Origin of the sequence: Streptomyces chrestomyceticus JCM 4735 (assembly GCF_003865135.1) — a bacterium.
Lineage (GTDB): Bacteria > Actinomycetota > Actinomycetes > Streptomycetales > Streptomycetaceae > Streptomyces > Streptomyces chrestomyceticus.
In genome coordinates this window covers 4696210-4719442 of record NZ_BHZC01000001.1, presented here as the reverse complement: position 1 = coordinate 4719442, position 23233 = coordinate 4696210, and the positions used below count along the sequence as shown (strand labels likewise).

Sequence of the window (23233 nt, the reverse complement as noted above, 5' to 3'; positions counted from 1 at the left end):
TCCGCGTTCGGCCCAGTCCCGTACGGCAGGATGGGCGCATGACGAGCGTGCGACAGGACGAGCCCGTACGGCCGACGCGACGGGACGAGGTGGCGGCGGCCGGCAGCGAGCTGGTCGGCGGCCCCGCCGGGCGGCGCGCGGTCTTCGGCACGGGCTGGTGGAACCCGGTACGCGTCATCGCGCTCGTCATGATCGGGATGTTCGCGCTCGGCATGGTGCAGAAGCTGCCGTGCTACGAGAGCGGATGGTTCTTCGGCGCCACCAGCCAGTACACCCACGCCTGCTACTCCGACATCCCCCACCTGTACGCGGGCCGTGGCTTCGCCGACGGTCTGATTCCGTACTTCGACCGACTGCCCGGCGAGATGGAGTACCTCGAATACCCGGTACTGACCGGCGTGTTCATGGAGGTCGCCTCCTGGATGACTCCGCACGGCGGCTCCATGCAGGATCGGGAACAGATCTACTGGCTGGTCAACGCCGGCCTGCTGATGGCCTGTGCCGCGGCTCTCGCCGTCTGCGTGGCACGTACCCACCGCCGTCGCCCCTGGGACGGCCTCCTGGTCGCCCTCGCCCCCGCCCTCGCGCTCACGGCCACCATCAACTGGGACCTCCTGGCCGTCGCGCTGACCGCAGTCGGAATGCTGATGTGGTCGCGCAGCCGGGCCCTCGCGGCGGGCGTGTTCATCGGGCTCGCGACCGCCGCGAAGCTGTACCCGGTGTTGCTGCTCGGCCCGCTGCTCGTCCTGTGCTGGCGAGCCGGACAGTGGCGCGCCTACGGCAAGGCCGTCGCCGGAGCCGCGGCCGCGTGGCTGGTCGTCAACGTGCCGGTGATGATCACGCACGACGGGTCCGGATTCCACATCCGGGAGGGCTGGGCGAAGTTCTACACCTTCAGCCAGGAGCGGCCCATCGACTTCGGATCGATCTGGCTGCTCCTCTCCCAGCGCACCGGCAATCCGCTGGAGGACGCGAACACCTACGCGACGCTGCTGATGATCCTGGGGTGCGGCGCTCTGGCGCTGCTCACCTTCTACGCACCGCGCCGGCCGCGGTTCGCGCAGCTCGCCTTCCTGGTCGTCGCGCTGTTCATCCTCACCAACAAGGTCTACTCGCCGCAGTACGTGCTCTGGCTGATCCCGCTCGCCGCGCTGGCACGGCCCTGCTGGCGTGACTTCCTGGTGTGGCAGGCGTGCGAGGTCATGTACTTCCTCGGCATCTGGATGTACCTGGCCTACACCGGCAACGGCGACAAGCACCAGGGACTGCCGCTGGAGGGCTACCAACTGGCCATGGCACTGCACCTGCTGGGGACGTTGTACCTGTGCGCCGTGGTGGTACGCGATGTGCTGCTGCCGGAGCGGGACGTCGTGCGCAAGGACGGCGAAGACGATCCGTCGGGCGGCGTGCTGGACCACGCACCGGACGTCTTCGTGCTCGGCCGGGCACAGCACCTGCCACGGCACGCCGTGCAGTTCGAGGGGGCACCGCAGGTGCGCTGGGGTGCGGCCCGGAAGTAGCAGCGCGTACGGAAAAGGCCCGGGGCCGCAGATCTGCTCTGCGGCCCCGGGCCTTCTCCGTACGAGTGACCGCGGCTCAGCGGTCCACGATGCGGTCGTACTGCGTCGTGGTGTGCCGCAGGTGCGCCACCAGTTCCTCCCCGACGTGGGGCTCGGGGGCGTCACCCGGCACGAACAGGATGGAGACCTGCATGTGCGGAGGCTCCGCGAACCACCGCTGCTTGCCCCCCCACACGTACGGCGAGAGGTTGCGGTTGACCGTCGCCAGGCCCGCCCGCGCCACGCCCTTGGCGCGGGGCATCACGCCGTGCAGCGCCTTGGGCGACTCCAGGCCCACACCGTGCGACGTACCGCCGGCCACCACGACCAGGTAGCCGTCCGAGGCGGCCTTCTGCTGGCGGTAACCGAAGCGGTCGCCCTTGCCGACCCGGGTGACGTCCAGGACCGAGCCGCGGTACTGGGTGGCCTCGTGGTCGCCGAGCCACAGCCGGGTGCCGATCCGCGCGCGGAAGCGCGTCTGCGGGAACTGCTGCTGGAGGCGGTGGAGCTCATCGGCCTTGAGGTGGCTGACGAACATCGTGTGCAGCGGCAGACGGGCGGCCCGCAGCCGGTCCATCCAGCCGATGACCTCCTCCACCGCGTCGGAACTGTCGGTGCGGTCCAGCGGCAGGTGGAGGGCGAAGCCCTCCAGCCGTACGTCCTCGATGGCCGCGGCCAGCTTCGGCAGGTCCTCGGGCAGCACGCCGTGGCGCTTCATGCTGCTCATGACCTCGATGACCACCCGGGCGCCCACCAGGCCGCCCACGCCTTCGACCGAGGAGACCGAACGGATGGCGCGGTCCGGCAGCGGAACCGGTTCCTCACCGTGCCGGAAGGGGGTCAGCACGAGCAGGTCACCGCTGAAGTAGTCCTTCATGCGGGCCGCTTCGTACGTCGTCCCTACGGCGAGGAGGTCGGCGCCGAGCCGGGTCGTCTCCTCGGCGAGGCGCTCGTGGCCGAAGCCGTAACCGTTGCCTTTGCAGACCGGGACGAGCCCCGGGAACTGCTGCAGAACGCTCTGCTGGTGTGCCCGCCAGCGCGCGGTGTCGACGTAGAGGGTGAGCGCCATGGCCGGGCCCGGAACCTTTCTCGTGGCTGCGATGCGGTCGAACAGGGGGTGTGACGGTCAGCGGCGCGACATGTAGATGTCGAGCGCCTTGTGCAGGAGCTTGTTGAGCGGGAAGTCCCACTCGCCCAGGTACTCGGCTGCCTGCCCGCCCGTGCCCACCTTGAACTGGATGAGGCCGAAGAGGTGGTCGTTCTCGTCGAGCGAGTCGCTGATGCCGCGCAGGTCGTAGACGGTGGCGCCCAGCGCGTAGGCGTCGCGCAGCATCCGCCACTGCATGGCGTTGGACGGCCGGACCTCACGGCCGATGTTGTCCGAGGCGCCGTAGGAGTACCAGACGTGGCCGCCGACGACCAGCATCGTCGCGGCGGAGAGGTTCACGCCGTTGTGCCGGGCGAAGTACAGCCGCATGCGGTTGGGGTCCTCGGTGTTGAGGGCTGCCCACATCCGCTGGAAGTAGCTGAGCGGCCGCGGCCGGAAGTGGTCGCGCACCGCGGTGATCTCGTACAGGCGCTGCCACTCGGCGAGATCCTCGTAGCGGCCCTGGACGACCTCGACGCCGGCCTTCTCGGCCTTCTTGATGTTGCGGCGCCACAACTGGTTGAAGCTCTTGTGGACGTCCTCCAGCGAACGGTTCTCCAGCGGCACCTGGAAGACGTACCGGGGCTGGACGTCACCGAAGCCGGCCCCGCCGTCCTCGCCCTGCTGCCAGCCCATCCGGCGCAGCTTGTCGGACACCTCGAAGGCGCGCGGCTCGATGTGGGTGGGCTCGACGTCCCGCAGGCGCTTGACGTCCGGGTCCTGGATCCCCGACTTGATCGCGGTGGAGTCCCAGCGCCGGATGATCACCGGCGGGCCCATCTTCACCGAGAAGGCGCCCTGCTGCTTCAGGTGCGCCAGCATCGGCTTGAGCCAGTCCTCCAGGTTCGGCGCGAACCAGTTGATTACCGGCCCTTCGGGCAGGTACGCGAGGTACCGCTTGATCTTGGGCAGCTGGCGGTAGAGGACCAGGCCCGCGCCGACCAGCTGACCGGTCTTGTCGAACCAGCCCAGGTTCTCCGAGCGCCACTCGGACTTCACATCGGCCCAGGCCGGCACCTGCATGTGGCTCGCCGAAGGCAGGCTCTGGATGTACGCCAGATGCTGCTCTCGGCTGATGGTCCTCAGGGTCAGGCTCATGCGGGGCGCTCCTCGGCAGGTTTGTCCCCAGGGTCGGGGCTCCGGCTCTCGCGCCGAAGCCTACTGTGACTAGGGAGCGCCCCGTTTGGGCGTAGGGGGGTGGAGCCCCCGCCGCCCGGCTAGCCGAGCAGCCCGCCGAAGAGTCCGCCGTGGGCCATGCCGAGGAAGAAGCCGACCGCCGCGGCGCCGAGGCCGATGATCAGCAGGAAGCGCTCGCCGGTGGTGGCGGAGATGAACTGTCCCCACGCGCCGGTGCCGATGCCGATCAGTCCCGTCCAGGAACTCAGCAGGTGAAGGTGGTGGAAATGGGCGGTGGCGAAGGCGATCGCGCCGAACACCAGCGTCACGGCGACGAGGGTGTTCTCGACGGGATGGGCCTTGCCGTCGCTGTTCAGAAGAGAGAGAAGGCCGTGCTGCGGCCGGACTGCCTGTGCCATGCGGCACCTCCGAAGACAGGGCGGCGAACTGTAACGCCGCTCACACCCGTTGTGTTCCAGATTGGGGGGATCGGCGGCAGGATTTCAACCGGAAGCCCACGGGCGGGTACTCTGTACAGTCTGCGCCCACGTCTGCCCAGGTCTCCTGGCCGGGCCGGGTGCGGAACGCATCATGACCCTCCTGCCACGGAACGACCGTGGCCGCTGAGTCCAAAGGAGGTGGGTTCTACATGCGTCACTACGAGGTGATGGTCATCCTCGACCCCGATCTCGAGGAGCGCGCTGTCTCCCCGCTGATCGAGAACTTCCTCTCCGTCGTCCGTGAGGGCAACGGAAAGGTCGAGAAGGTCGACACCTGGGGCCGTCGTCGTCTCTCGTACGAGATCAACAAGAAGCCCGAGGGCATCTACTCGGTCATCGACCTGCAGGCCGAGCCTGCGGTCGTCAAGGAACTCGACCGTCAGATGAACCTGAACGAGTCGGTCCTCCGGACCAAGGTCCTCCGTCCCGAGACCCACTGACGCATCGGCGTCAGCGGTAACCGGGTTCGAGTAGCAACACCAGCAGCCAGCAGCACACCCGCCGAGAGGTTCCCCTAATGGCAGGCGAGACCGTCATCACGGTCGTCGGCAATCTTGTCGACGACCCCGAGCTGCGCTTCACCCCGTCCGGTGCGGCGGTCGCGAAGTTCCGCGTCGCGTCCACCCCCCGCACCTTCGACCGCCAGACCAATGAGTGGAAGGACGGCGAGAGCCTGTTCCTGACCTGCTCGGTGTGGCGTCAGGCGGCGGAGAACGTCGCCGAGTCCCTCACGCGGGGCACTCGCGTGATCGTGCAGGGCCGCCTGAAGCAGCGGTCGTACGAGGACCGCGAGGGCGTCAAGCGCACGGTCTACGAGCTCGACGTCGACGAGGTCGGCGCCAGCTTGCGCAATGCCACGGCCAAGGTCACCAAGACCTCGGGCCGCGGTGGCCAGGGCGGCGGCTTCGGCGGCGGTCCGCAGGGCGGTGGCCAGGGTGGCGGCGGCTGGGGCGGCGGCCCCGGCGGCGGCCAGCAGGGCGGCGGCGGTGCTCCCGCCGACGACCCGTGGGCGACCGGTGCCCCTGCCGGCGGCGGCCAGCAGAGTGGCGGCTGGGGCGGCGGCTCCGGCGGCGGCTACTCGGACGAGCCGCCCTTCTAGGTCCGACATCCGGCACGTACGCGCGCTGTTTCACGTGAAACAGCGCGAGGCGGCCGAGGGCCTGAGGGCGTCAGCACAAACTTCTTGAACTCACTGGAGAGAGACAATGGCGAAGCCGCCTGCTCGCAAGCCTAAGAAGAAGGTTTGCGTGTTCTGCAAGGAGAAGATCTCCTACGTCGACTACAAGGACACGAACCTGCTGCGGAAGTTCATCTCCGACCGCGGCAAGATCCGTGCCCGCCGGGTGACCGGCAACTGCACCCAGCACCAGCGTGACGTCGCCACGGCCGTGAAGAACAGCCGTGAGATGGCGCTGCTGCCCTACACCTCCACTGCGCGATAAGGGAAGGGTGACCGACTCATGAAGATCATCCTCACCCACGAGGTCTCCGGCCTCGGCACCGCCGGCGACGTCGTCGACGTCCGTGACGGTTACGCCCGTAACTACCTGGTCCCGCGCGGTTTCGCGATCCGCTGGACCAAGGGTGGCGAGAAGGACGTCGAGCAGATCCGCCGCGGTCGCAAGATCCGCGAGATCGCCTCGGTCGAGCAGGCCAACGAGGTCAAGGGCCAGCTCGAGGGCGTCAAGGTGAAGCTGGCCGTGCGTGCCGGCGACGCCGGCCGCCTGTTCGGCTCCGTCACGCCGGCCGACGTCGCCTCGGCGATCAAGGCCGCGGGCGGCCCCGACGTGGACAAGCGCCGCGTCGAGCTCGGCTCGCCGATCAAGACCCTGGGCGCGCACCAGGTGTCCGTACGCCTGCACAGCGACGTTGTCGCGAAGCTGGGCGTCGAGGTCGTCGCCGCCTGATAGCAGCGACACCGCAGCACGCGAAAGGGCCGCACTCCGGAAACGGGGTGCGGCCCTTTCGCATGCGCGGACTGCTCTCAGCCTTCGTCCGCTTCCTGGGCCCGCTCGTAGAGATCGGCGACCGCCTCACCGAAGTACGCGGCGTAGGAGACGTCGTCCTCGTCACCGCCGCCCTGGTGTCCGCCCAGCACGCCGATGACCGTGCCGGTGTGGCTCTTGGGGTCGTAGTCGGCGAGCCAGGGGCTGCCGCTCGTGCCGCCCGCGAAGTCGGTGCACCGGACGCGCATCTGGGTGTCGCTGAACTTCGTGGCGCGGTTGTGGCAGGAGATCGGCGTCTCACTGCTGGTGGGGTAACCGGTGATCTTGACGTCATTGTCGAAGCCGGGATCGATGCCGAGGGTGTTGCCGCCCAGCACGTCCTGGATCTGCTTGCCGTCCTTGCTGCCGAGGACGAGGAAGGCGACGTCCATGTCCTCGTCCTGGGACTTGGCCCAGCGGTCGTCGACGACGACCTTCTCGACCTTCCACAGGCCGGTCGGCTCCTTGCCGTCGCGGTAGTCGGGTGCGAAGACGAGGTCGTTGACGGGCTGGCCGGTCTCGGCGTCGAAAGCGCAGTGCGCCGCGGTGATCAGCATGTTCCGGCCGGGGCTCTGCACGACGCTCGCGGTGCAGAAGTGGTCGCCGGAGTCGTCCTTCTCGAAGATGGCCCCGACACGGGCGTTCTGCTCGGTACTGCGCGGGGTGTACGCGCTGCCGTCGTCGGCGGGTGCGGTGGCGGACGGGTCCTGGTCCTGGGGGTCCTGGCGGGACTCGCCCGACTTGCCGTGACCGCTTCTGAGCGTGCCGTTGCCACGGCTGCTGGTGTCGGCTTCCTGGGAGGCGTAGCCCACTATGGCGCCTGCCCCGACGACGGTCAGCGTCAGGGGCAGGACGATCTTCCTGGCAAGCGGGCGCACAGGGTCATTATCAGCACGGGGCCGTTGTTTCGGGTGGCTTCAACGCGAGGCTCCGGTCACAATCCAGCGGCCCGACCGGGTGCGTGCCCACAATGTCAGCATCCGCACGGTCATCATCAGGGTCATGGCCCACCACAGCGCGGTCAGGCCGCCGCCGACGACCGGCACCAGCAGCGCGGCGGGCGCGAAGAGCGCCAGCGTCACCAGCATCGCCCAGGCCAGGTAGGGGCCGTCGCCGGCGCCCATCAGCACGCCGTCGAGGACGAAGACGATGCCGGCGACCGGCTGGGTGAGGGCGACGACCAGCAGCGCGGGCAGCAGGGCGTCCTTCACGGCCTGGTCGTCGGTGAACAGCGGCATGAACAGCGGCCGGGTGAGGACGACGAGCAGCCCGAGCACCACACCGGAGGCGACGCCCCACTGCACCATGCGGCGGCAGGCCGCCTTGGCGCCCGCCACGTCGTCGGCTCCCAGGTAGCGGCCGATGATCGCCTGACCGGCGATGGCGATGGCGTCCAGGGCGAAGGCCAGCAGGGACCACAGGGTGATGACGATCTGGTGGGCGGCCACCTCGGCGTCACCGAGGCGGGCGGCCACGGCAGTCGCGATCATGAGGACGGCGCGCAGCGAGAGCGTACGGACCAGCAGCGGCACCCCGGCCTGGGCACAGGCGCGGATACCGGCCGCGTCCGGCCGCAGCGAGGCACCGTGCCGGCGGGCGCCCCGCACCACGACGACCAGGTAGACGGTGGCCATACCGCACTGGGCGACGACCGTTCCCCAGGCCGATCCGGCGATGCCGAGTCCGGCACCGTAGACCAGCCCGATGTTCAGGGCCGCGTTGACGGAGAAGCCGCCGATGGCGACGTACAGCGGTGTCCGGGTGTCCTGGAGGCCGCGCAGTACACCGGTGGCCGCCAGCACCACGAGCATCGCCGGGATGCCGAGGGCGCTGATGCGCAGGTAGGTGATGGCGTACGGGGCGGCGGTGGACGAGGCGCCGAAGATGTCGACGAGCCAGGGCGCGGTGGGCAGGACGGCGGCCAGTACGGCGGCGCCCAGCAGCAGGGCGAGCCAGATACCGTCCATGCCCTGCCGGATGGCGGCCGAGCGGTCACCGGCACCGACCCGCCGGGCGACGGCGGCGGTGGTGGCGTACGCGAGGAAGACGAAGACCGAGACCGCGGTCGTCAGCAGCGGGGCGGCGACGCCGAGTCCGGCGAGCTGCCGGGTGCCGAGGTGGCCGATGACGGCGCTGTCGACCATGACGAAGAGCGGTTCCGCGACGAGCGCGCCGAAGGCGGGCAGGGCGAGCGAGATGATCTCGCGGTCGTGGCGGCGGTCGGTGCGCCGCGGCGTCGCGGGGGCCTGTGTCATGCCGTCAATCTAATCTTCCACAGGTAAGTGGCACAACTGCTGAGCAATCATTACTTCGCGGCGGGTGGAGCGTTCTCCTCCACGCCGTTCGGTCCGATCATGAACAGGTTGCCGAAGTTTTTCTCCCCCACAGCCTATGGACGACAAAGTTGCAGGTCAGATGGGTGGGAGTCGACTGATTGTGTGTTTGTCCACAGCAGTGTCCCCCGTGCCGTGCACAGGATCGGCGCACTTCTCCACAGGAACGGGTCCCTCGTCCACATGGCCTGTGGATAACCAGATTGGCGGACGGTGCCGACGGGCCTACCGTAGTCCGGCGCCTGGCCCCTGTTCCGGTCTGAGAACCCGTCCGAACTCGACGCGCCGTAACCGGAGTCGGGCGTCTCGTTTGTCAGAGCCGTGCCGTAAGAAAGAAGGGCACAGCAAGGTCCGCGCCGCGGACGGGAGGAGGTGCCGGGGTGAGTATGCCCGAGCCCGTGGAAGACCCCTGGGCGGACGCCGGCCCCAGTGACCGGCTGCCTGCCGCGCGCTCCCGTCGGGGTGAGGGCAAGGGCCGGGGCCGCGACGACCGCCGCGACCGAGGCGGCGACGAGGAGGGCGGCTGGTCCTCCGGCGGTTTCGAGCGGGTACCGCCCCAGGACCTGGACGCCGAGCAGTCCGTGCTCGGCGGCATGCTGCTGTCCAAGGACGCCATCGCGGACGTCGTCGAGGTGCTCAAGGGCCACGACTTCTACCGGCCGGCCCACGAGCTGATCTACCAGGCGATCCTCGACCTGTACGCCAAGGGCGAGCCGGCCGACCCGATCACCATCGCGGCCGAGCTGACCAAGCGCGGCGAGATCGCCCGGGTGGGCGGCGCGTCGTATCTGCACACCCTGGTCCAGTCCGTGCCGACGGCGGCCAACGCCGAGTACTACGCCGAGATCGTCCACGAACGGGCGGTCCTGCGCCGGCTCGTCGAGGCCGGTACCCGCATCACCCAGATGGGATACGCGGCCGACGGCGACGTCGACGAGATCGTCAACAGCGCCCAGGCGGAGATCTACGCCGTCACCGAGCAGCGCACCAGCGAGGACTACCTGCCGCTCGGCGACATCATGGAGGGGGCCCTCGACGAGATCGAGGCGATCGGCTCCCGCCAGGGCCAGATGACCGGCGTACCCACCGGCTTCACCGACCTGGACTCCCTCACCAACGGCCTGCACCCCGGCCAGATGATCGTCATCGCGGCCCGTCCCGCGATGGGTAAGTCCACCCTCGCGCTGGACTTCGCCCGGGCCTGTTCCATCAAGAGCAACCTGCCGAGCGTGATCTTCTCGCTCGAAATGGGCCGCAACGAGATCGCGATGCGTCTGCTGTCCGCCGAGGCGCGGGTGGCCCTGCACCACATGCGGTCCGGCTCGATGACGGACGAGGACTGGACCCGGCTGGCCCGGCGGATGCCGGACGTGTCGGCCGCGCCGCTCTACATCGACGACTCGCCGAACCTGTCGATGATGGAGATCCGCGCGAAGTGCCGCCGCCTCAAGCAGCGCAACGAGCTGAAGCTGGTGGTCATCGACTACCTCCAGCTCATGCAGTCCGGCGGCTCCAAGCGCGCCGAGAGCCGCCAGCAGGAGGTGTCGGACATGTCCCGTAACCTCAAGCTGCTGGCCAAGGAACTGGAGCTGCCGGTCATCGCGCTCTCGCAGCTTAACCGTGGCCCCGAGCAGCGTACGGACAAGAAGCCGATGGTTTCGGACCTTCGTGAATCCGGTTCGATCGAGCAGGACGCTGACATGGTCATCCTGCTGCACCGCGAGGACGCCTACGAGAAGGAGTCGCCCCGCGCCGGCGAGGCCGACCTGATCGTGGCCAAGCACCGTAACGGCCCGACGGCGACCATCACGGTGGCCTTCCAGGGCCACTACTCCCGCTTTGTGGACATGGCGCAGACCTGACCTGGGGGCGTAGCGGCCAGGCGTCGGACAACCACAGGTGAAGGGTGCCACCCGTTCGGGTGGCACCCTTCAGCTTTCCCGTGCCTACCGGGCGAAGAAGCCGATGAGCTCTTGGGGCGTGGGGTTGTGGGTGACCTCGGCGGTCGCGGCGGCTGTGGCGCTGCGGGGGAACAGGGCCTGCTCGTACGCGGTGAGGGCGGTCTCGATGTCGTCGGGGTGCGCGGCGAGGGCCGTGCCGAGTTCGGCGGCGTCCTGCATGGCGAGGTTGGCGCCCTCGCCGTCAGGGGGCGAGAGGTGGGCGGCGTCGCCGAGCAGGGTCACTCCCGGCACCCGGTCCCAGCGGTGCCCGACCGGCAGGGCATGGAGGGGGCGCAGGACCGGTGCCGTGTCGATGCCGGTGATCAGGGTGGCGAGTTCCGGTGCCCAGCCGTCGTACTCCTGGGCGATCCGCGTGGCGGCCGCGGCGGCATCGGTGAAGTCGATGCCGGCGAACCAGTCCTGCGGCTTGGCCAGCGTGACGTAGGCGCGGAGGGCACCGTCCTTCTCCCGGTGGGCCACGAGCCACTTCCCGCGCTCGTCCGGGTCGAACGCCGCGAGCGTCCCGCCGCCGACCGCTTTCGCGGTGGCCGGATGGTGGGTGTCCGCGTCGTACAGGCAGGTCTCGACGAAGGACCGGCCGATGTATGCGGGGGTGGCGTCGGAGAGCAGCGGGCGGACGCGTGACCAGGCGCCGTCCGCGCCGACCAGGAGGTTCGTGGCGACGGTGGAGCCGTCGGCGAAGATCACCTCGTGGCGGGCCTCGCCGACGGTGCGGACGCCGGTGGCCTTGTGGCCCCATCGGACGGTGCCGTCGGGGAGCGCGTCGAGCAGGATCTGCCGCAAGTCGCCGCGCTGTACCTCGGGGCTCGTACCGGTGCCGTCGTCGGCCTTGTCGAAGAGGACGGTCCCGTTCCGGTCGAGGAGCCGTATGGCTTGGCGGCCCTCCAGGACGATGCCGCGGAACTCTTCCGTCAAAGCCGCCGCTCCGAGCGCGAATTGGCCACTGTGGGCGTGGATGTCGAGCATCCCGCCCTGCGAGCGCGCCGTCGGCGAAGGGTCCGCCTCGTAGATCACGGCCGGGATGCCGTGTACGTGCAGGACGCGGGCCAGCACCAGGCCGCCGAGGCCGGCGCCGATGATCGTGACAGGAGTGTGCATGGGACTCCTTGCGTGTCGTACACCTGCCGGGCCCGGCAGGTGCTCCGGGAGTACGGCCCGCCGGGCAGCGCGACCGCGCGGGAAGCGGCTCAGACGACGATGACCCGCCGCCCTCGGGTGTGACCGGCGTGGCTGTCGATGTGCGCCGTCGCGGCCTCGGCGAGCGTGTACGTCTTCTCGACCGGGATGTGGAGCTTGCCCCGCTCGACCAGGGCGGCGGCCTCGATGAGCGCGTCCGGCACGCTTCCGGCCACGCCGGAGAAGCGGACACCGAACTCCGGTGCGCCGAGGTCGGCGATGGAGATCACCTTCTGCGGGTCGCCGGTCAGGTCGACGAGTTCGCGGATCACGCCCGAGCCGGCCAGGTCGAGGGCCGCGTCGATGTGGCCGAGCTGCCGTACCCGCTCGGTCCAGCCCTCGCCGTACGTCGTGGCGATGGCGCCCAGGCTGCGCAGGTAGTCCTGGTTTGCGGCCCCGGCCGTACCGATCACCGTGATGCCGCGGTCGCGGGCGATCTGCAGCACCGCCGAACCGACTCCCCCGGACGCGCCGCTGACCAGCAGCGTCTGCCCGGGACGCACGCCGACCTGGTGGATGATGCGCAGCGCGGTCTCCACCACGGAGGGGTAGCCGGCCGCCTCTTCGAACGTCAGGTGCTCGGGCATCCGGGCCCAGGCCGACAGCACGGCGAACTCGGCGTAAGTGCTCGCGCCCTCGCCGAACACGCGGTCGCCGGCCCGGATCCCTTCGACGCCCGCACCGACCTCGTCCACCACTCCGGAGGCGTCCTGCCCGACTCCTGCGGGCAGCTCGATCGGGTGGGCCTTCTGGAACTGGCCCTCGCGGATCCGCCAGTCGACGGGGTTCACGCCCGCCGCCCGTACGGCGATACGTATCTGCCCGGGGCCCGCGTGGGGCTCCTCGGCGTCGATGAGGCGCAGCACGTCGGGACCGCCGAACTCGGAGAAGCTCACTTTCTTCATGCCGGGGACCGTAGCACTAACGGTTAGTGTTTTGGAACTGTTGCGGCTTCGTACCTGATAGCATCAACGCATGACGGAGCCGCCCGGACGCCGTGAACGCAAGAAAGCCGCGACGCGCCAGAAGATCGCCGACGCCGCTCTGCGGCTCTTCCTGGAACGCGGGTACGACGCGGTGGGCATCCGTGACGTCGCCGCCGAGGCGGACGTGGCCGTCACCACGCTCTTCTCCCACTTCGCCTCGAAAGAGGCCCTGGTGTTCGAGCAGGACGAAGACTTCGAGCAACGCCTCATCCGGGCGGTCACCGACCGGGGGCCGCACGAGCCGCTCATCCCCGCGCTGCGCCGCGAGATCCAGGCCCTGGTGCGGCACTGCACCGCGGCGGAAGCCGCCCCCATCTGGCGCATGATCGACGGTTCACCCGCCCTGCGGAAGTACGAGGAGTCGATGCGGCTGCGCCATGCGGAGTCGCTGGCGGCGGCCATCACCGCCGAGCCCGGCCTGCCGCTGACCATGACGGCCGGCCGGACGATCGCGCGGTTCGTGATCGACGCCTATTCGCTGGCCCGTGAGGAGGCCGAACCGCAGGCCGCGGTGGACGAGATCTTCCGGATGATCGAGGCGGCCTGGGAGGTCGCCCGCTCTGCGTGACCGGCGTACGGAACCGTTCCTCCCGCCGCGCGGGTCAGGGGTGGTCGGAGGCGGGGAACGTCAGTCCGCCTGGCGGGACCCGATCGCGGCAGCCACGAATGACGCGACCATCGGCCGGCGGTCCTGTGCGTTCCAGGCGAGTACGAGGCGGCTGGGCGGCGCGTCGGTCACCGGGACGCAGATCAGGCCGGCCGGAACCGGTTCGGCCAGTGAGCGGGGCAGCACCCCGATCATCCGGCCCGCCGTGATCATGTGGAGTAGCTGGGTGACGTCGGCGACCTCCGGACCGGTGCCGTCGCCCCCGGGCACCCCTCTCCAGCGCGGCAGCGTCTCACCCTCCAGATCCGCCATGCGCACCGAAGCCTGCCCGGCCAACCGGTGCGCGGACGGGACGATGACCACGCGCTCCTCGGCGTGCAGCGTCTCGTGGGCCAGGCCGTCGAGATCGTCGAACGGTACGTAGAGCAGGCCGATGTCGGCCCGGCCGTCGCGGAGCATGTCGACACGGTCGGCGGGGCCGCTGAACAGGATGTCCACCTGGCGGGAGTCGTGCCGACGGGCATACTCGGCCAGGATCGCGGACAGCAGCCCGGCGTCGCCACCGGGCTTGAGCACGAGCCGCAGGTGGCGCCGGGTGTCGCCGGCGCGACGGGCGCTCTGGACGGCCGCGCTGACCGCGTTGAGCGCATGGCGACCGTGCTCCTGCAACGCCCGCCCGGCCGGTGTTAGTTCGACGCTCCGGCTGGAGCGGATGAACAGCGGTACGCCGAGCCGGGCCTCGATCCGCCGAATCGCTTTCGACAGCGCGGGCTGAGCGATGGCGAGCCGGTCGGCGGCCCGGCCGAAGTGCAGCTCGTCGGCGACGCCGAGGAAGTACTCCAGCTCGCGGGTCTCCAGTTCGGCCATGCCTGTAGGTTATCGCCGCATGTCGAACGGGTCTTGGACGCCGATGGCGGACGACCCCAAGACTGGTCGCATGGTCAACCACACAATGATCGTTTCCTTTGACCGGCCGCTGCCCGACACCGAGCTGGACCGATATCTCGCGGACATCGAACGGGTCATGCTGGACACCGGACTCGTACAGTCGGTCGTGGCCCGGCGTCACCTTCCCGTCCCGGGCGAGGAGGCCGTCGCGGCGTTGGTAGCGACCGCGATCGTGCAGATGGTCCTGCCCGACACCGACGCGCTGGCGAAAGCGTTCACTGCACCTGGAGTGCACGAGGTCATCGAATACTGGCAAGCACGGCACCCGTACAAGGTCGCCTGGGCGAATCACGAGCCGCTGGCATGAGCGACGCTTCTCGGAAGATAGGGCTGGTCACCGGCGCAGGCAGCGGGATCGGCCGTGCGGCGGCCCTGAAGTTCGCTGAGAGCGGTGCCGCCGTCGCCGTACTCGACATCGACGGCAGCACGGCGGCCGAGACCGCGGAGCTGATCAGGACGGACGGTGGGGAAGCACTGGCCGTCACCGTCGACATCGCCGACGAGCGTTCCGTGCGGGCGGCCGTCGAGCGCACGGTCACGGAGTACGGCGGCCTCGACTTCGCCGTGAACAACGCCGGCATGGCCTCGCACCACCGGCGGCTCGACCGGATGACCCAGGACGAGTTCGAGCGCGTGACCCGCGTCAACCTGACGGGGACCTTCCTGTGCATGAAGTACGAGCTGCCCCTGCTCGAAAGCGGGGGCGCGATCGTCAACATCGCCTCCAACGGCGGCCTGTACGCGATCCCGCACGCCCCCGCTTATGTGGCCGCCAAGCACGGCATCGTCGGCCTCACCAAAGCCGCAGCGGTCGACTACGCGCCGGACGGCATCAGGGTCAACGCCGTCTGCCCCGGCCCGACCCGCACCCCGGGGTTCGAGACGGTGGCGGCCGGCACGGACATGATCGCGATGCAGGAGGCGATCACGCCCCTCGGCCGGCTGGCCGTGCCGGAGGAGGCCGCCGCGGCGGCGGTCTGGCTCTGCTCGGACGCTGCTTCGTACGTCACCGGGATCGCGATGTCGGTCGACGGCGGGCGGCGGGCTTGAGGGGCGTCGCGGTCGAGAGGGAGGCAGCGGGGACTGCGGGCGTGTGCCCGCGCCGTGCCGTCCCGTCAGTTCTGTCAGTTGAGTCAGTCGAGTCAGAGAACGGACCATCATGCGCATCGCAGTACTCGGCGCGTCCGGGCGGGTCGGCCGCCTGCTCGTCGACCAGGCACTTGAGCGGGGACACCAGGTCGTGGCTCTCGTCCGCGCCCCGGATCGGGCCGCCGTGGCCACCTCGCGGCAGGTCGACGTCCGGCGGGCGGACGTCTTCTGCCCCCGCAACTTTCCCGGCCTGGATGATGCCGACGTGGTCGTCTCGGCCATCGGCATCGGCAAGGGCGACGGCCCGGGGGCGCTCGTCGCCGGCGCCAGGCTGCTCGCCGCCGCACAACGCCCCACCGTGTGGCTCGGTGCACTGGGGTCGGGCCCGTCGGAACGCGCGGGCGGAATGATCTACCGGGCGGTGATGCGGACGTTCGTCGGCGCGGAACTGGCCGAGAAGGCCGAGGCCGACCAGATCGCCCTCGACGCCGGCGCCACGGTGTTCCACGCCCCGGACCTCAAGGACGGGCCCTTGAGCCCCGGACGCCGTCTCGTGCCGCTCGCCGACCTGCCGCGTCCGCTGCTGCCGCCCAGAATCTCGCGTGCCACGGTCGCCGCCCTCATGCTGGACGAGGCTCAGACGTCCGGTCACGGTGGCGAGATACTCGTCCCACTGAGCTGATCGCCCATGACGACGACGGCTGTTGGGCTTGCGCGGGGTGTCTGGCATCACGGCTGCGTTGTCAGTGGCTGCTGTGATGCTGCACCCCATGATTCCTCTGACGCTCACTGACATCACTCAAGCGATCCGCGCGGGCTGGGCCGCCGATACGTGTTCGCCCGACGATCTCCTCCGTAGTCCCTGGACCGCCGACAACCCGGCCTGGGGCCACTGCGACATCACCGCTCTCGTCGTGCACGACTTCTTCGGTGGCGAGTTGTTGGCCGGGGAGGTGCACCTCGACGGGGAGCAGCAGGGGCACCACATGTGGAACCGGCTTCCCAGCGGCATCGAGGTCGACCTCACGCACGAGCAGTTCAGGCGTGGGCAGGTGGTGTCCGGCAGGCGGGTTGTCGAGCGGCCTGTGGGGCGACTGCCGCGCCGTGCCGACGAGTACGAGCTGTTGCGCGGCCGGGTCTGGCAGGCACTCGGCCGAACGCCCGCGTAGGTGACGGGAGCGCGGCGCCACCGGCTCGGCTTTGACCTTCAGGTTGCTTGAAGTCCCACAATCGCGGTCATGGACGAGAGCGATGAGCTGCTGGGCATCGGAGCGTTCGGGCGGCGGGTAGGCCTGGCTCCGAGCGCGCTGCGCTTCTATGACGACTGCGGAGTCCTGCGTCCCGTCAAGGTCGACCCGGCGAGCGGCTACCGGTTCTACGGGGCCGAGCAGGAGGGCCGTGCTGTGTTGCTCCGCAGGTTGCGGGAGGCAGGACTGCCGTTGCTGGATGCAAGGGCCGTACTGGACGGGGGCGAGGTGGAAGCCCGTACGGTCCTGTACTCGCACGTGGATCGGACGCGACAGGCGGCGGACGCCGCCCGGGCGTTGATCGAGGAGATGCTGCGAGGGAGCCCGGCGGAGACTCCGCAGCAGCCGCGGGGGCGGGCCGGTGTCGGTGGTGCGGAGCTGGCCAGCGCGGTACGGCAGGTGGGGCCCGCGGTCGCGGACGCCGGGACCCGTGCGAAGTATCCGGCGCTCGGCTGCGTGTTGCTCGAACTCGACGACAGCGAGGTGCGGGTGGTGGCCACCGACCGGTACCGGTTGGCGGTCCGGACCCTGCGGGCGATGACGGCGGGTGGCGCTCCGACCCGGCTACTGATCGATGCGGCAGAACTGGCCGACATGGCGGTGTGGGCACTGCGACACCAGCACGTCGACATCGAGGTGAACGGTGACGAAGGACGCCTGATCGGGGACAGCGGGGAGTGCCGCCCGTTCGTGGGGCGTGCGGGGGAGTTTCCCGATTACCGGGTGGTGCTGGACGGAATGGGGACCGTCCGGCATCGGATCATTGCGGACCGGACGGCGCTCCGTGAGGCTTTCGCCGAGCGGGAGAAGGGCGCTGTGATCACAGTGCGGGTTGGAGCACAGGAGGTGGTTGTCAGCGGAGGTGGAGGCGGGGACGAGAGCGGAGGCGGAGGGCGATCGGCGGTCGAGGTGGGTGCGGTCTGCTCGGGTCCGCCGTTGCGTATCGCCTTCGATCCGGCGGTGCTCGTTCCCGCTCTGGACGCGGGGGTGGGGCCCGATGTGCTGCTGGAGGTCGCTTCCGAGAGCGAGCCGGTCGTCGTGCGCTCCGCTGACCAAGGCAGTTTCACCACCTTGGTCATGCCGGTGCGGGTGCTTGTTTCACGTGAAACAGGCTGAAGGGGAGCCGAACGATGGACGCGAACAATCATGTGGTGCGGCTGTGCGTGCACGGCATGGAGGCCGAGGCGCGGGGCGAGGACGGCATCGCGCTCCGTCTTTTCCTGGAGGCGTGGGAAGAAGCGAGTGACGATTACGAGGCATGTGTCGCCGCTCATTACGTGGCACGGCACCAGGACACGCCGGAGGAGACGCTCCGGTGGAATCAGGAGTGCTTGGACCGGGCGGACCGGGTGAGCGACGAACGCGTCAGCGGGTTCTACGCGTCCCTGTACGCGAACATGGCGCGTGCCCACCGGGAGCTGGGTGAGACCGCTGTGGCGCACGAGTACTTTCAGCGCGCTGCCGAGCGGGTGGAGGACGCTCCGGGCGGGGACTACGGGATGTGGAACCGTCTCGCCATCGCGGAAGGGTTGCGGGGGACAGCAGTGGGACAGGAGGTGACGGAAGCGGCGGGAGGTCGGCAGGCTGAGGGCGCGTTGCTGGCGGGGCTGCTGGCCAGGCTCTGCGAGCAGCAGGACCTCAGGGCGCTGGGGATGATCCTGCCGGCGTACCTGAGTGATCTCGGTTCCGAGCAGGATCGTGACCGGCTCCGGTCGGTGCTGCACATGGTCCATGCGGCGCGGTGGCTCATGGCGGAGGAACAGCAGATCCTCGGGGAGGCCATCGTGTCGTTGGGCGAAGGGGCCGGTGCATCGGTGGCGGGTGGAGTCAGCTCTCGGCGCGGGTGAGCTCGCACAGTGGGTGAGGCTGGGGCCCTCCGGGTTGTGTGACCGGGCCGGCCAGCTCGTTCATGGCCTCTTCGGCGCGGGCCAGTTGATCGCCCACCTGCTCCCGTACCTCCTGGAGTTGCGCGATGCAGGCGTCCAGTTCGGCCAGCTTGCGCCGGTAGACCTGGACCGAGGCGGGGCAGGCGTCGCCTGCTGGGTGGCCGGCGCGCAGGCATTCCACGAAGGGCCGGGTCTCTTCCAGTTCGAAGCCGAAGCGTTGCAGCACCTGGATCTGCCGCAGCAGCCTGAGGTCGGCATCGTCGTAGGTGCGGTGACCGTTGGCCGTGCGCTCGGCGTGGAGCAGCCCGCGCGCTTCGTAGTACCGCAAGGTGCGAGTGGTGGTACCCGCTCGCTCGGCGAGTTCTCCGATCCGCATGTCCGCCCCCGTCCGGGCCCGGCACGGTGCTGTTCCGGGCGCCGTGACGACCGTAGCCGTTGACGTCGGCGTCATGTCCAGGGGCTCGGACGGATTTGACGGTGCGGGCGGTGGGCCGGGTGCTCCATCCTTGTCCGGACCGTGGTTGTTGACCTGTCGAGGAGTGCCATGAGTGGGGAGCCGTCCGACGTGCGCCAGGAACGGGGATCAGACGGGGAGCTGGTCGGTACGGGAGAGCACGAGGCGGAGCCGTTCGGGGCCTTGCTGCCGGAGACGAGGCGGGCACTGTTGCGGCGGCTGGCGGTCGGCCAGGCCGAGGGACGCGCGCCGTCGCTGACGGGCGCGGTGATCCGGGACGGGAAGGTGGCCTGGGCTGCGTCTCGTAGCGGCAGCGACGACGGCGCCGGCGGCGGTGTGGGTGTTCAGTACCGGATCGGTTCGATCACCAAGACGTTTGTCGCGGTACTGGTGCTGCGGCTGCGTGACGAAGGGCTGCTCACCCTGGACGATCCGCTCGGCAAGCATGTGCCGGGCAGCGCGGCTCCGGACGTGACCGTCGCCCAGCTCCTCTCGCACAGCTCGGGGCTGGCGGCCGAAGCTCGTGGTCCCTGGTGGGAGCGGACACCCGGGACCCTGAGGCCGGAGCCCGGCGATCTTTTCGAGGGAGATCCGCGCCGTATGTCCGCCGGGCGGCGGTTCCACTACTCCAATCCGGGTTACGCCCTGCTGGGCTCCCTGGTCGAGCGCCTGCGCGGTGGGCAGCCCTGGGGTGAGGTGCTGCGCCGGGAGGTGCTGGAACCGCTGGGCATGGGCCGTACGACGCTCCAGCCGCAGGCGCCGTATGCCGACGGGTGGGCGGTGCATCCCTGGGCGGACGTGATGTTGCCGGAGCCCGCCCAGGACACCGGCCTGATGAGCCCGGCCGGACAGCTCTGGTCCACGGTCGAGGACCTGGGGCGCTGGGCGGCGTTCCTGGTCCGTGGTGACGACCGGGTGCTCAGCGCCGCCACCCTGGCCGAGATGCGTACGCCGTCGGTACCGCCCGAGGATGCGGCGTGGGACGGCGGCTTCGGGCTCGGGCTTCAGCTCGTACGGTGGAACGGGCGCCTGCTGTTCGGCCACACCGGATCCATGCCCGGCTTCCTGGCGTCCCTGTGGGTCGACGTTGCCGAAGACGTCGCCGGTGTCGTGCTGGCGAACTGCACGTCGGGTCCGGCCGTCAGCGCCGTCGCCGCCGATCTGGCCGGGATCGTCGCAGAGCGGGAGCCGCGCATTCCCGAGCCGTGGAGCCCGTTGGCCGGACCGCTGGACGAGGACCTGCTGGCCCTCACCGGGCCGTGGTACTGGGGCGCGCACCCGTACGTCCTGCAGTTGGGTGCGGCACGGGCGCTGGAGATCTCGCTCCTCTCGGGCCCGGGGGGCCGGGCTTCGCGGTTCCGTGCGGAGGCCGATGGCACCTGGACCGGGCTGGACGGCTACTTCGCCGGTGAGAGGCTGCGTGTCGTCCGTGGTGAGGACGGCTCGGTCAGCCACCTGGACGTGGGCACCTTCGTCTTCACCCGGGGCCCGTACGAGCCCGCAGAGTCGGTGCCGGGTGGAGTCGATGCGGAGGGCTGGCGCGGTCGCTGACGGTGGCGGGGGACGCGAGCCCGTACGGCAGGGGTGACTGCCCCGGACGTACAGTCGTGCCACATATCAGGAGCCGCCGCACCGCGGCCCGCTACCGCTGGAAGGCCACCGTGACTGACGTGACCGCCGTGAACACGACCTCCGACGCCCCGGATCTGCTCGATCTGCCGCCGCTCACCGCCGGACACTTCGCGCGGATCGAGGACAAGGTCGCGGCGCTGATGCGCACCCAGGCCGACGTCGTGGCCATGCAGGGTGAGGCGTTGCTGCCGCTGGAGGCGTGCATCCGTTCTGCCGTGGGCCCCGGCAACACGGCGCTCAACATCGTGACCGGACCGTACGGCGAGACCTTCGGCGGCTGGCTGCGGTCCTGCGGCGCCGAGTTCGTCACGATCAGCGCACCGTTCACGGGGGCCGTGCGCCCGGAGCAGGTGGCGGAGGCGTTGCGTGAGCACCCCGCCATCGACTTCGTGAGCCTGGTGCACGCCGAGGCGGCGACCGGTAACACCAACCCGGTCGCCGAGATCGGTGCCGTCGTGCGAGAGCACGGCGCGCTGTTCATGCTCGACGCCGTGGCCTCGGTGGGAGCGGAACCGCTGCTCACCGACGACTGGGGCGTCGACCTGTGCGTGATCGGCGGGCAGAAGGCGCTGGGCGGGCCGGCCGGCGTCTCGGCCGTCTCGGTGAGCGCCCGGGCCTGGGAGCGCATCGCGGCCAACGAGCAGGCTCCCCGTCGCTCCTACCTCTCGCTGCTGGACTGGAAGGAGCGGTGGATCGACGGCGGACGTACCGCGCTGCCGCACGCTCCGGCACAACTGGAGATGCTCGCTCTGGAGCAGGCCGTGGACCGGGTCGAGGCGGAGGGCCTGGACGCGGTCATCACCCGTCACCGGGCGGCCGCGGCGGCGGTACGGGCAGGTGTGCGTGCGCTCGGTGCCCTGTCCCCGTACGTACTGCGGGACGAGGACGCGGCCCCCGCGGCCACGACGCTGCGCGTGCCTGCCGACATGGACGCCCGCGACATCGTCTCCGCTGCGCTGGACGCGGCGGACGGAACGGTCGTGGTGCCCGTCCAGGCTGCGGCCGGGGCGCTGGCCAAGGAGATGATCCGGTTGAACCACTACGGTCAGGCGGCAGAGCGGGGTGTGGTGCTGGCGTCCCTCGCGGCGTTGGCGGCGGGACTGCGGGCGCTCGGTGTCACGGTGGACGGTGACGGGGCGGCCGCGGCGGCGGGCGCGGCTTGGGATGAGGTCATCGCGGGCTGAGGCTCTGAGCGCTCGCCGCGCAGCGCCTTCGGCGCGCGGTACCTGGGGTGTCGTTTCACGTGAAACGACACCCCATTTTTTTGTCGGTCGGTAGCTGTTTCACGTGAAACCGGGGTGCTGGGCGAGAGCGACCCTGTGGCGGCCAACGAACTTGTGAATGCGCTCAGTTGGGCGCTGTGGCGTGACAGCGAAGGCGAGTGGCCGTGTCTTGGCTTCGTGCGCCGTGGCCGTGACGGCGCGGCCGTGGTGGGGCTCCGCCGTTCGGTCGTACTCCGGTGGCGGGGCGGGAGAGCCGGAGTGAGGCTGGACGCTGAAGGCTCGTGCGCTCCCGGTCCCGCACCCGCTCGCTACGACGGCGGCACCTACATGGCCGAGGTCGCCGCGTACCCCTGCGGGTCTGTTGCTCCCGTCACCGCAGCGGCGCGGCTGTTGGTGATCTTGATCTCAGGCCCCTCTAGAATCGGAACGAATGACCCGGTTGAGCGCGAAGACCGCTCGTACCGGAAGTCGACGGTTCTGAGGAGGGCGAGATGGTGACGAGTGGGGCGTCCGCCCCTGCGCGGGCGGACGCGCGGCGCAACAGGGAGCTGGTGCTGCAAGCGGCCCGAACCGCTTTCGAAGAGCAGGGGTTGGGTGTACCGCTGGGCGAGATCGCGCGGCGCGCCGGAGTCGGTGCTGGCACCGTCTATCGTCATTTCCCCTCCAAAGACGCGCTGTTCAGAGCAGCAGTCGCCGACCGGGTGCGGCTTTTCACCGACACGGCAAGGGACTTGGCGGATGCCGCGGACCCCGTTGCCGTCTTCTTCCGGTTCCTCGCGTCGGTGATCCGGCTGGCGTCCCGTAACAAGGCGCTGTGCGACGCGCTGGAAGCGGCCGGCGAGGGTGGTTACCAGCCCTCGCCGCAGGCCGAACGGGACTTCACCGAGGCCCTGGGCGTCTTGCTCGTACGGGCCCAAGAGGCGGGCGGCGTAAGGAAGGACGTCAGCCTCGACGATGTCCTGGCCCTCCTGGTCGGGTGTCTCTCGATGGAGCAGCGGCGGGTTTCGTCAGGGGCGTCGCAGGGGCGGATGACGACGTTGATGTGCGACGGGTTGCGGGTCGGCAGAGGTGTGACGAAACTTCCCCGACAAGCGCAGGGCCGTAACGAAACTCTGTGCGAGGTGTGCGGTGACCCTGTTTCTTCCGCGCGGACGGGGCGGCCGGCTCGGTTCTGCGGCGGAGCCTGCCGACAGAAGGCGCATCGGGCCAGGGCGCGAGCGGTGCGTACCGCGCCTACCCGCGGAGAGGGCGGGAGCCGCGACTGAGAAGGCGCGGGGCGAAGAGGTGACCCGGGCGCGTAGGACGTCCCGGGTCACCCGGTGCGGCGGTCGCGCGGGCGCCCCGGGACGGGCTGAGCAAGCGGAAACGCGGCGGGAGGAGGCGG

Annotated in this window: 25 protein-coding genes; 16 read left to right on the top strand and 9 right to left on the bottom strand. The window is 70.0% G+C overall.

Annotated elements, in window-relative coordinates; all coding sequences use genetic code 11:
* Positions 1-38: 38 nt before the first annotated feature.
* Positions 39-1520 carry a glycosyltransferase family 87 protein gene (locus tag EJG53_RS20275; RefSeq protein ID WP_125046024.1) on the top strand — a complete coding sequence of 494 codons (1482 nt, stop codon included), beginning with the start codon at positions 39-41 and terminating at the stop codon, positions 1518-1520.
* A 76-nt stretch (positions 1521-1596) separates the two neighbouring features.
* On the opposite strand, the gene EJG53_RS20270 is transcribed toward EJG53_RS20275, so the two are convergent.
* The 3 genes from EJG53_RS20270 to EJG53_RS20260 all read right to left on the bottom strand — a co-directional run bounded on the left by EJG53_RS20270 (position 1597) and on the right by EJG53_RS20260 (position 4241).
* The gene (locus EJG53_RS20270) at positions 1597-2628 is read right to left on the bottom strand and encodes an alanine racemase (RefSeq protein ID WP_125046023.1); all 1032 of its coding nucleotides are present in this window, start codon (positions 2626-2628) and stop codon (positions 1597-1599) included.
* Between the two features lie 57 nt (positions 2629-2685).
* Positions 2686-3804, bottom strand: coding sequence for a lipid II:glycine glycyltransferase FemX (locus tag EJG53_RS20265; protein ID WP_125046022.1), 1119 nt, complete (start codon positions 3802-3804; stop codon positions 2686-2688).
* 119 nt (positions 3805-3923) lie between these two features.
* Positions 3924-4241, bottom strand: coding sequence for a hypothetical protein (locus tag EJG53_RS20260; RefSeq protein WP_031007735.1), 318 nt, complete (start codon positions 4239-4241; stop codon positions 3924-3926).
* A gap of 230 nt (positions 4242-4471) precedes the next feature.
* Here EJG53_RS20260 and rpsF point away from each other — a divergent pair, with 230 nt between their 5' ends.
* From rpsF to rplI, 4 genes are all read left to right on the top strand, one after another.
* Positions 4472-4762: a 30S ribosomal protein S6 gene (gene rpsF / locus EJG53_RS20255; RefSeq protein ID WP_003978891.1), complete on the top strand. Its 291-nt coding sequence runs from the start codon at positions 4472-4474 to the stop codon at positions 4760-4762.
* Positions 4763-4839: 77 nt separating this feature from the next.
* Positions 4840-5421: a single-stranded DNA-binding protein gene (locus EJG53_RS20250; RefSeq protein WP_125046021.1), complete on the top strand. Its 582-nt coding sequence runs from the start codon at positions 4840-4842 to the stop codon at positions 5419-5421.
* Between the two features lie 106 nt (positions 5422-5527).
* A complete protein-coding gene (gene rpsR / locus EJG53_RS20245; RefSeq protein WP_003978893.1) occupies positions 5528-5764 on the top strand; it encodes a 30S ribosomal protein S18 in 237 nt (78 codons plus the stop codon).
* Positions 5765-5782: 18 nt separating this feature from the next.
* Entirely contained in the window at positions 5783-6229 is a 447-nt protein-coding gene (gene rplI / locus EJG53_RS20240) for a 50S ribosomal protein L9 (RefSeq protein ID WP_031007733.1), read from the top strand.
* A gap of 77 nt (positions 6230-6306) precedes the next feature.
* Here the strand turns inward: rplI and EJG53_RS20235 are convergent, their stop codons facing one another.
* Positions 6307-7185, bottom strand: coding sequence for a trypsin-like serine peptidase (locus tag EJG53_RS20235; RefSeq protein WP_125046020.1), 879 nt, complete (start codon positions 7183-7185; stop codon positions 6307-6309).
* A gap of 39 nt (positions 7186-7224) precedes the next feature.
* Positions 7225-8562 carry an MATE family efflux transporter gene (locus EJG53_RS20230; RefSeq protein WP_125046019.1) on the bottom strand — a complete coding sequence of 446 codons (1338 nt, stop codon included), beginning with the start codon at positions 8560-8562 and terminating at the stop codon, positions 7225-7227.
* Positions 8563-9026: 464 nt separating this feature from the next.
* Here EJG53_RS20230 and dnaB point away from each other — a divergent pair, with 464 nt between their 5' ends.
* Positions 9027-10502 (top strand): replicative DNA helicase, encoded by a 1476-nt coding sequence (gene dnaB / locus EJG53_RS20225; protein WP_031007727.1) that lies wholly within the window; start codon positions 9027-9029, stop codon positions 10500-10502.
* 84 nt (positions 10503-10586) lie between these two features.
* Here dnaB and EJG53_RS20220 read toward each other — a convergent pair whose 3' ends face one another.
* Positions 10587-11699: an FAD-dependent oxidoreductase gene (locus EJG53_RS20220; RefSeq protein ID WP_125046018.1), complete on the bottom strand. Its 1113-nt coding sequence runs from the start codon at positions 11697-11699 to the stop codon at positions 10587-10589.
* 89 nt (positions 11700-11788) lie between these two features.
* A complete protein-coding gene (locus EJG53_RS20210) occupies positions 11789-12682 on the bottom strand; it encodes an NADP-dependent oxidoreductase (RefSeq protein WP_125046016.1) in 894 nt (297 codons plus the stop codon).
* 70 nt (positions 12683-12752) lie between these two features.
* Between EJG53_RS20210 and EJG53_RS20205 the strand changes: the two genes are divergently transcribed.
* Positions 12753-13331: a TetR/AcrR family transcriptional regulator gene (locus tag EJG53_RS20205; protein ID WP_125046015.1), complete on the top strand. Its 579-nt coding sequence runs from the start codon at positions 12753-12755 to the stop codon at positions 13329-13331.
* 60 nt (positions 13332-13391) lie between these two features.
* On the opposite strand, the gene EJG53_RS20200 is transcribed toward EJG53_RS20205, so the two are convergent.
* On the bottom strand, positions 13392-14237 hold the full coding sequence (locus EJG53_RS20200; RefSeq protein ID WP_125046014.1) for a LysR family transcriptional regulator: 846 nt from the start codon (positions 14235-14237) through the stop codon (positions 13392-13394).
* A 70-nt stretch (positions 14238-14307) separates the two neighbouring features.
* Between EJG53_RS20200 and EJG53_RS20195 the strand changes: the two genes are divergently transcribed.
* The 6 genes from EJG53_RS20195 to EJG53_RS20170 all read left to right on the top strand — a co-directional run bounded on the left by EJG53_RS20195 (position 14308) and on the right by EJG53_RS20170 (position 18501).
* A complete protein-coding gene (locus EJG53_RS20195; protein ID WP_125046013.1) occupies positions 14308-14625 on the top strand; it encodes a hypothetical protein in 318 nt (105 codons plus the stop codon).
* Positions 14622-15368, top strand: a complete 747-nt coding sequence (locus EJG53_RS20190) for an SDR family NAD(P)-dependent oxidoreductase (protein ID WP_125046012.1) — start codon at positions 14622-14624, stop codon at positions 15366-15368. Before EJG53_RS20195 ends, EJG53_RS20190 begins: the two co-directional genes overlap by 4 nt.
* A gap of 109 nt (positions 15369-15477) precedes the next feature.
* Positions 15478-16089 carry an NAD(P)-dependent oxidoreductase gene (locus EJG53_RS20185; RefSeq protein ID WP_125046011.1) on the top strand — a complete coding sequence of 204 codons (612 nt, stop codon included), beginning with the start codon at positions 15478-15480 and terminating at the stop codon, positions 16087-16089.
* Positions 16090-16177: 88 nt separating this feature from the next.
* Positions 16178-16576 (top strand): YunG family protein, encoded by a 399-nt coding sequence (locus EJG53_RS20180; RefSeq protein ID WP_125046010.1) that lies wholly within the window; start codon positions 16178-16180, stop codon positions 16574-16576.
* Between the two features lie 69 nt (positions 16577-16645).
* Positions 16646-17770, top strand: a complete 1125-nt coding sequence (locus EJG53_RS20175; protein WP_125046009.1) for a DNA polymerase III subunit beta family protein — start codon at positions 16646-16648, stop codon at positions 17768-17770.
* Between the two features lie 14 nt (positions 17771-17784).
* Positions 17785-18501, top strand: coding sequence for a tetratricopeptide repeat protein (locus EJG53_RS20170; protein ID WP_125046008.1), 717 nt, complete (start codon positions 17785-17787; stop codon positions 18499-18501).
* On the opposite strand, the gene EJG53_RS20165 is transcribed toward EJG53_RS20170, so the two are convergent.
* Positions 18482-18916, bottom strand: a complete 435-nt coding sequence (locus tag EJG53_RS20165) for a MerR family transcriptional regulator (RefSeq protein WP_125046007.1) — start codon at positions 18914-18916, stop codon at positions 18482-18484. The two genes, EJG53_RS20170 and EJG53_RS20165, sit on opposite strands and share 20 nt — an antisense overlap.
* Before the next feature lie 168 nt (positions 18917-19084).
* Between EJG53_RS20165 and EJG53_RS20160 the strand changes: the two genes are divergently transcribed.
* The 3 genes from EJG53_RS20160 to EJG53_RS20150 all read left to right on the top strand — a co-directional run bounded on the left by EJG53_RS20160 (position 19085) and on the right by EJG53_RS20150 (position 23114).
* Positions 19085-20545 (top strand): serine hydrolase domain-containing protein, encoded by a 1461-nt coding sequence (locus EJG53_RS20160; protein WP_125046006.1) that lies wholly within the window; start codon positions 19085-19087, stop codon positions 20543-20545.
* 110 nt (positions 20546-20655) lie between these two features.
* Positions 20656-21810 carry a pyridoxal-phosphate-dependent aminotransferase family protein gene (locus tag EJG53_RS20155; protein WP_371858705.1) on the top strand — a complete coding sequence of 385 codons (1155 nt, stop codon included), beginning with the start codon at positions 20656-20658 and terminating at the stop codon, positions 21808-21810.
* 530 nt (positions 21811-22340) lie between these two features.
* Positions 22341-23114: a TetR/AcrR family transcriptional regulator gene (locus EJG53_RS20150; RefSeq protein ID WP_125046005.1), complete on the top strand. Its 774-nt coding sequence runs from the start codon at positions 22341-22343 to the stop codon at positions 23112-23114.
* Positions 23115-23233 lie beyond the last annotated feature (119 nt).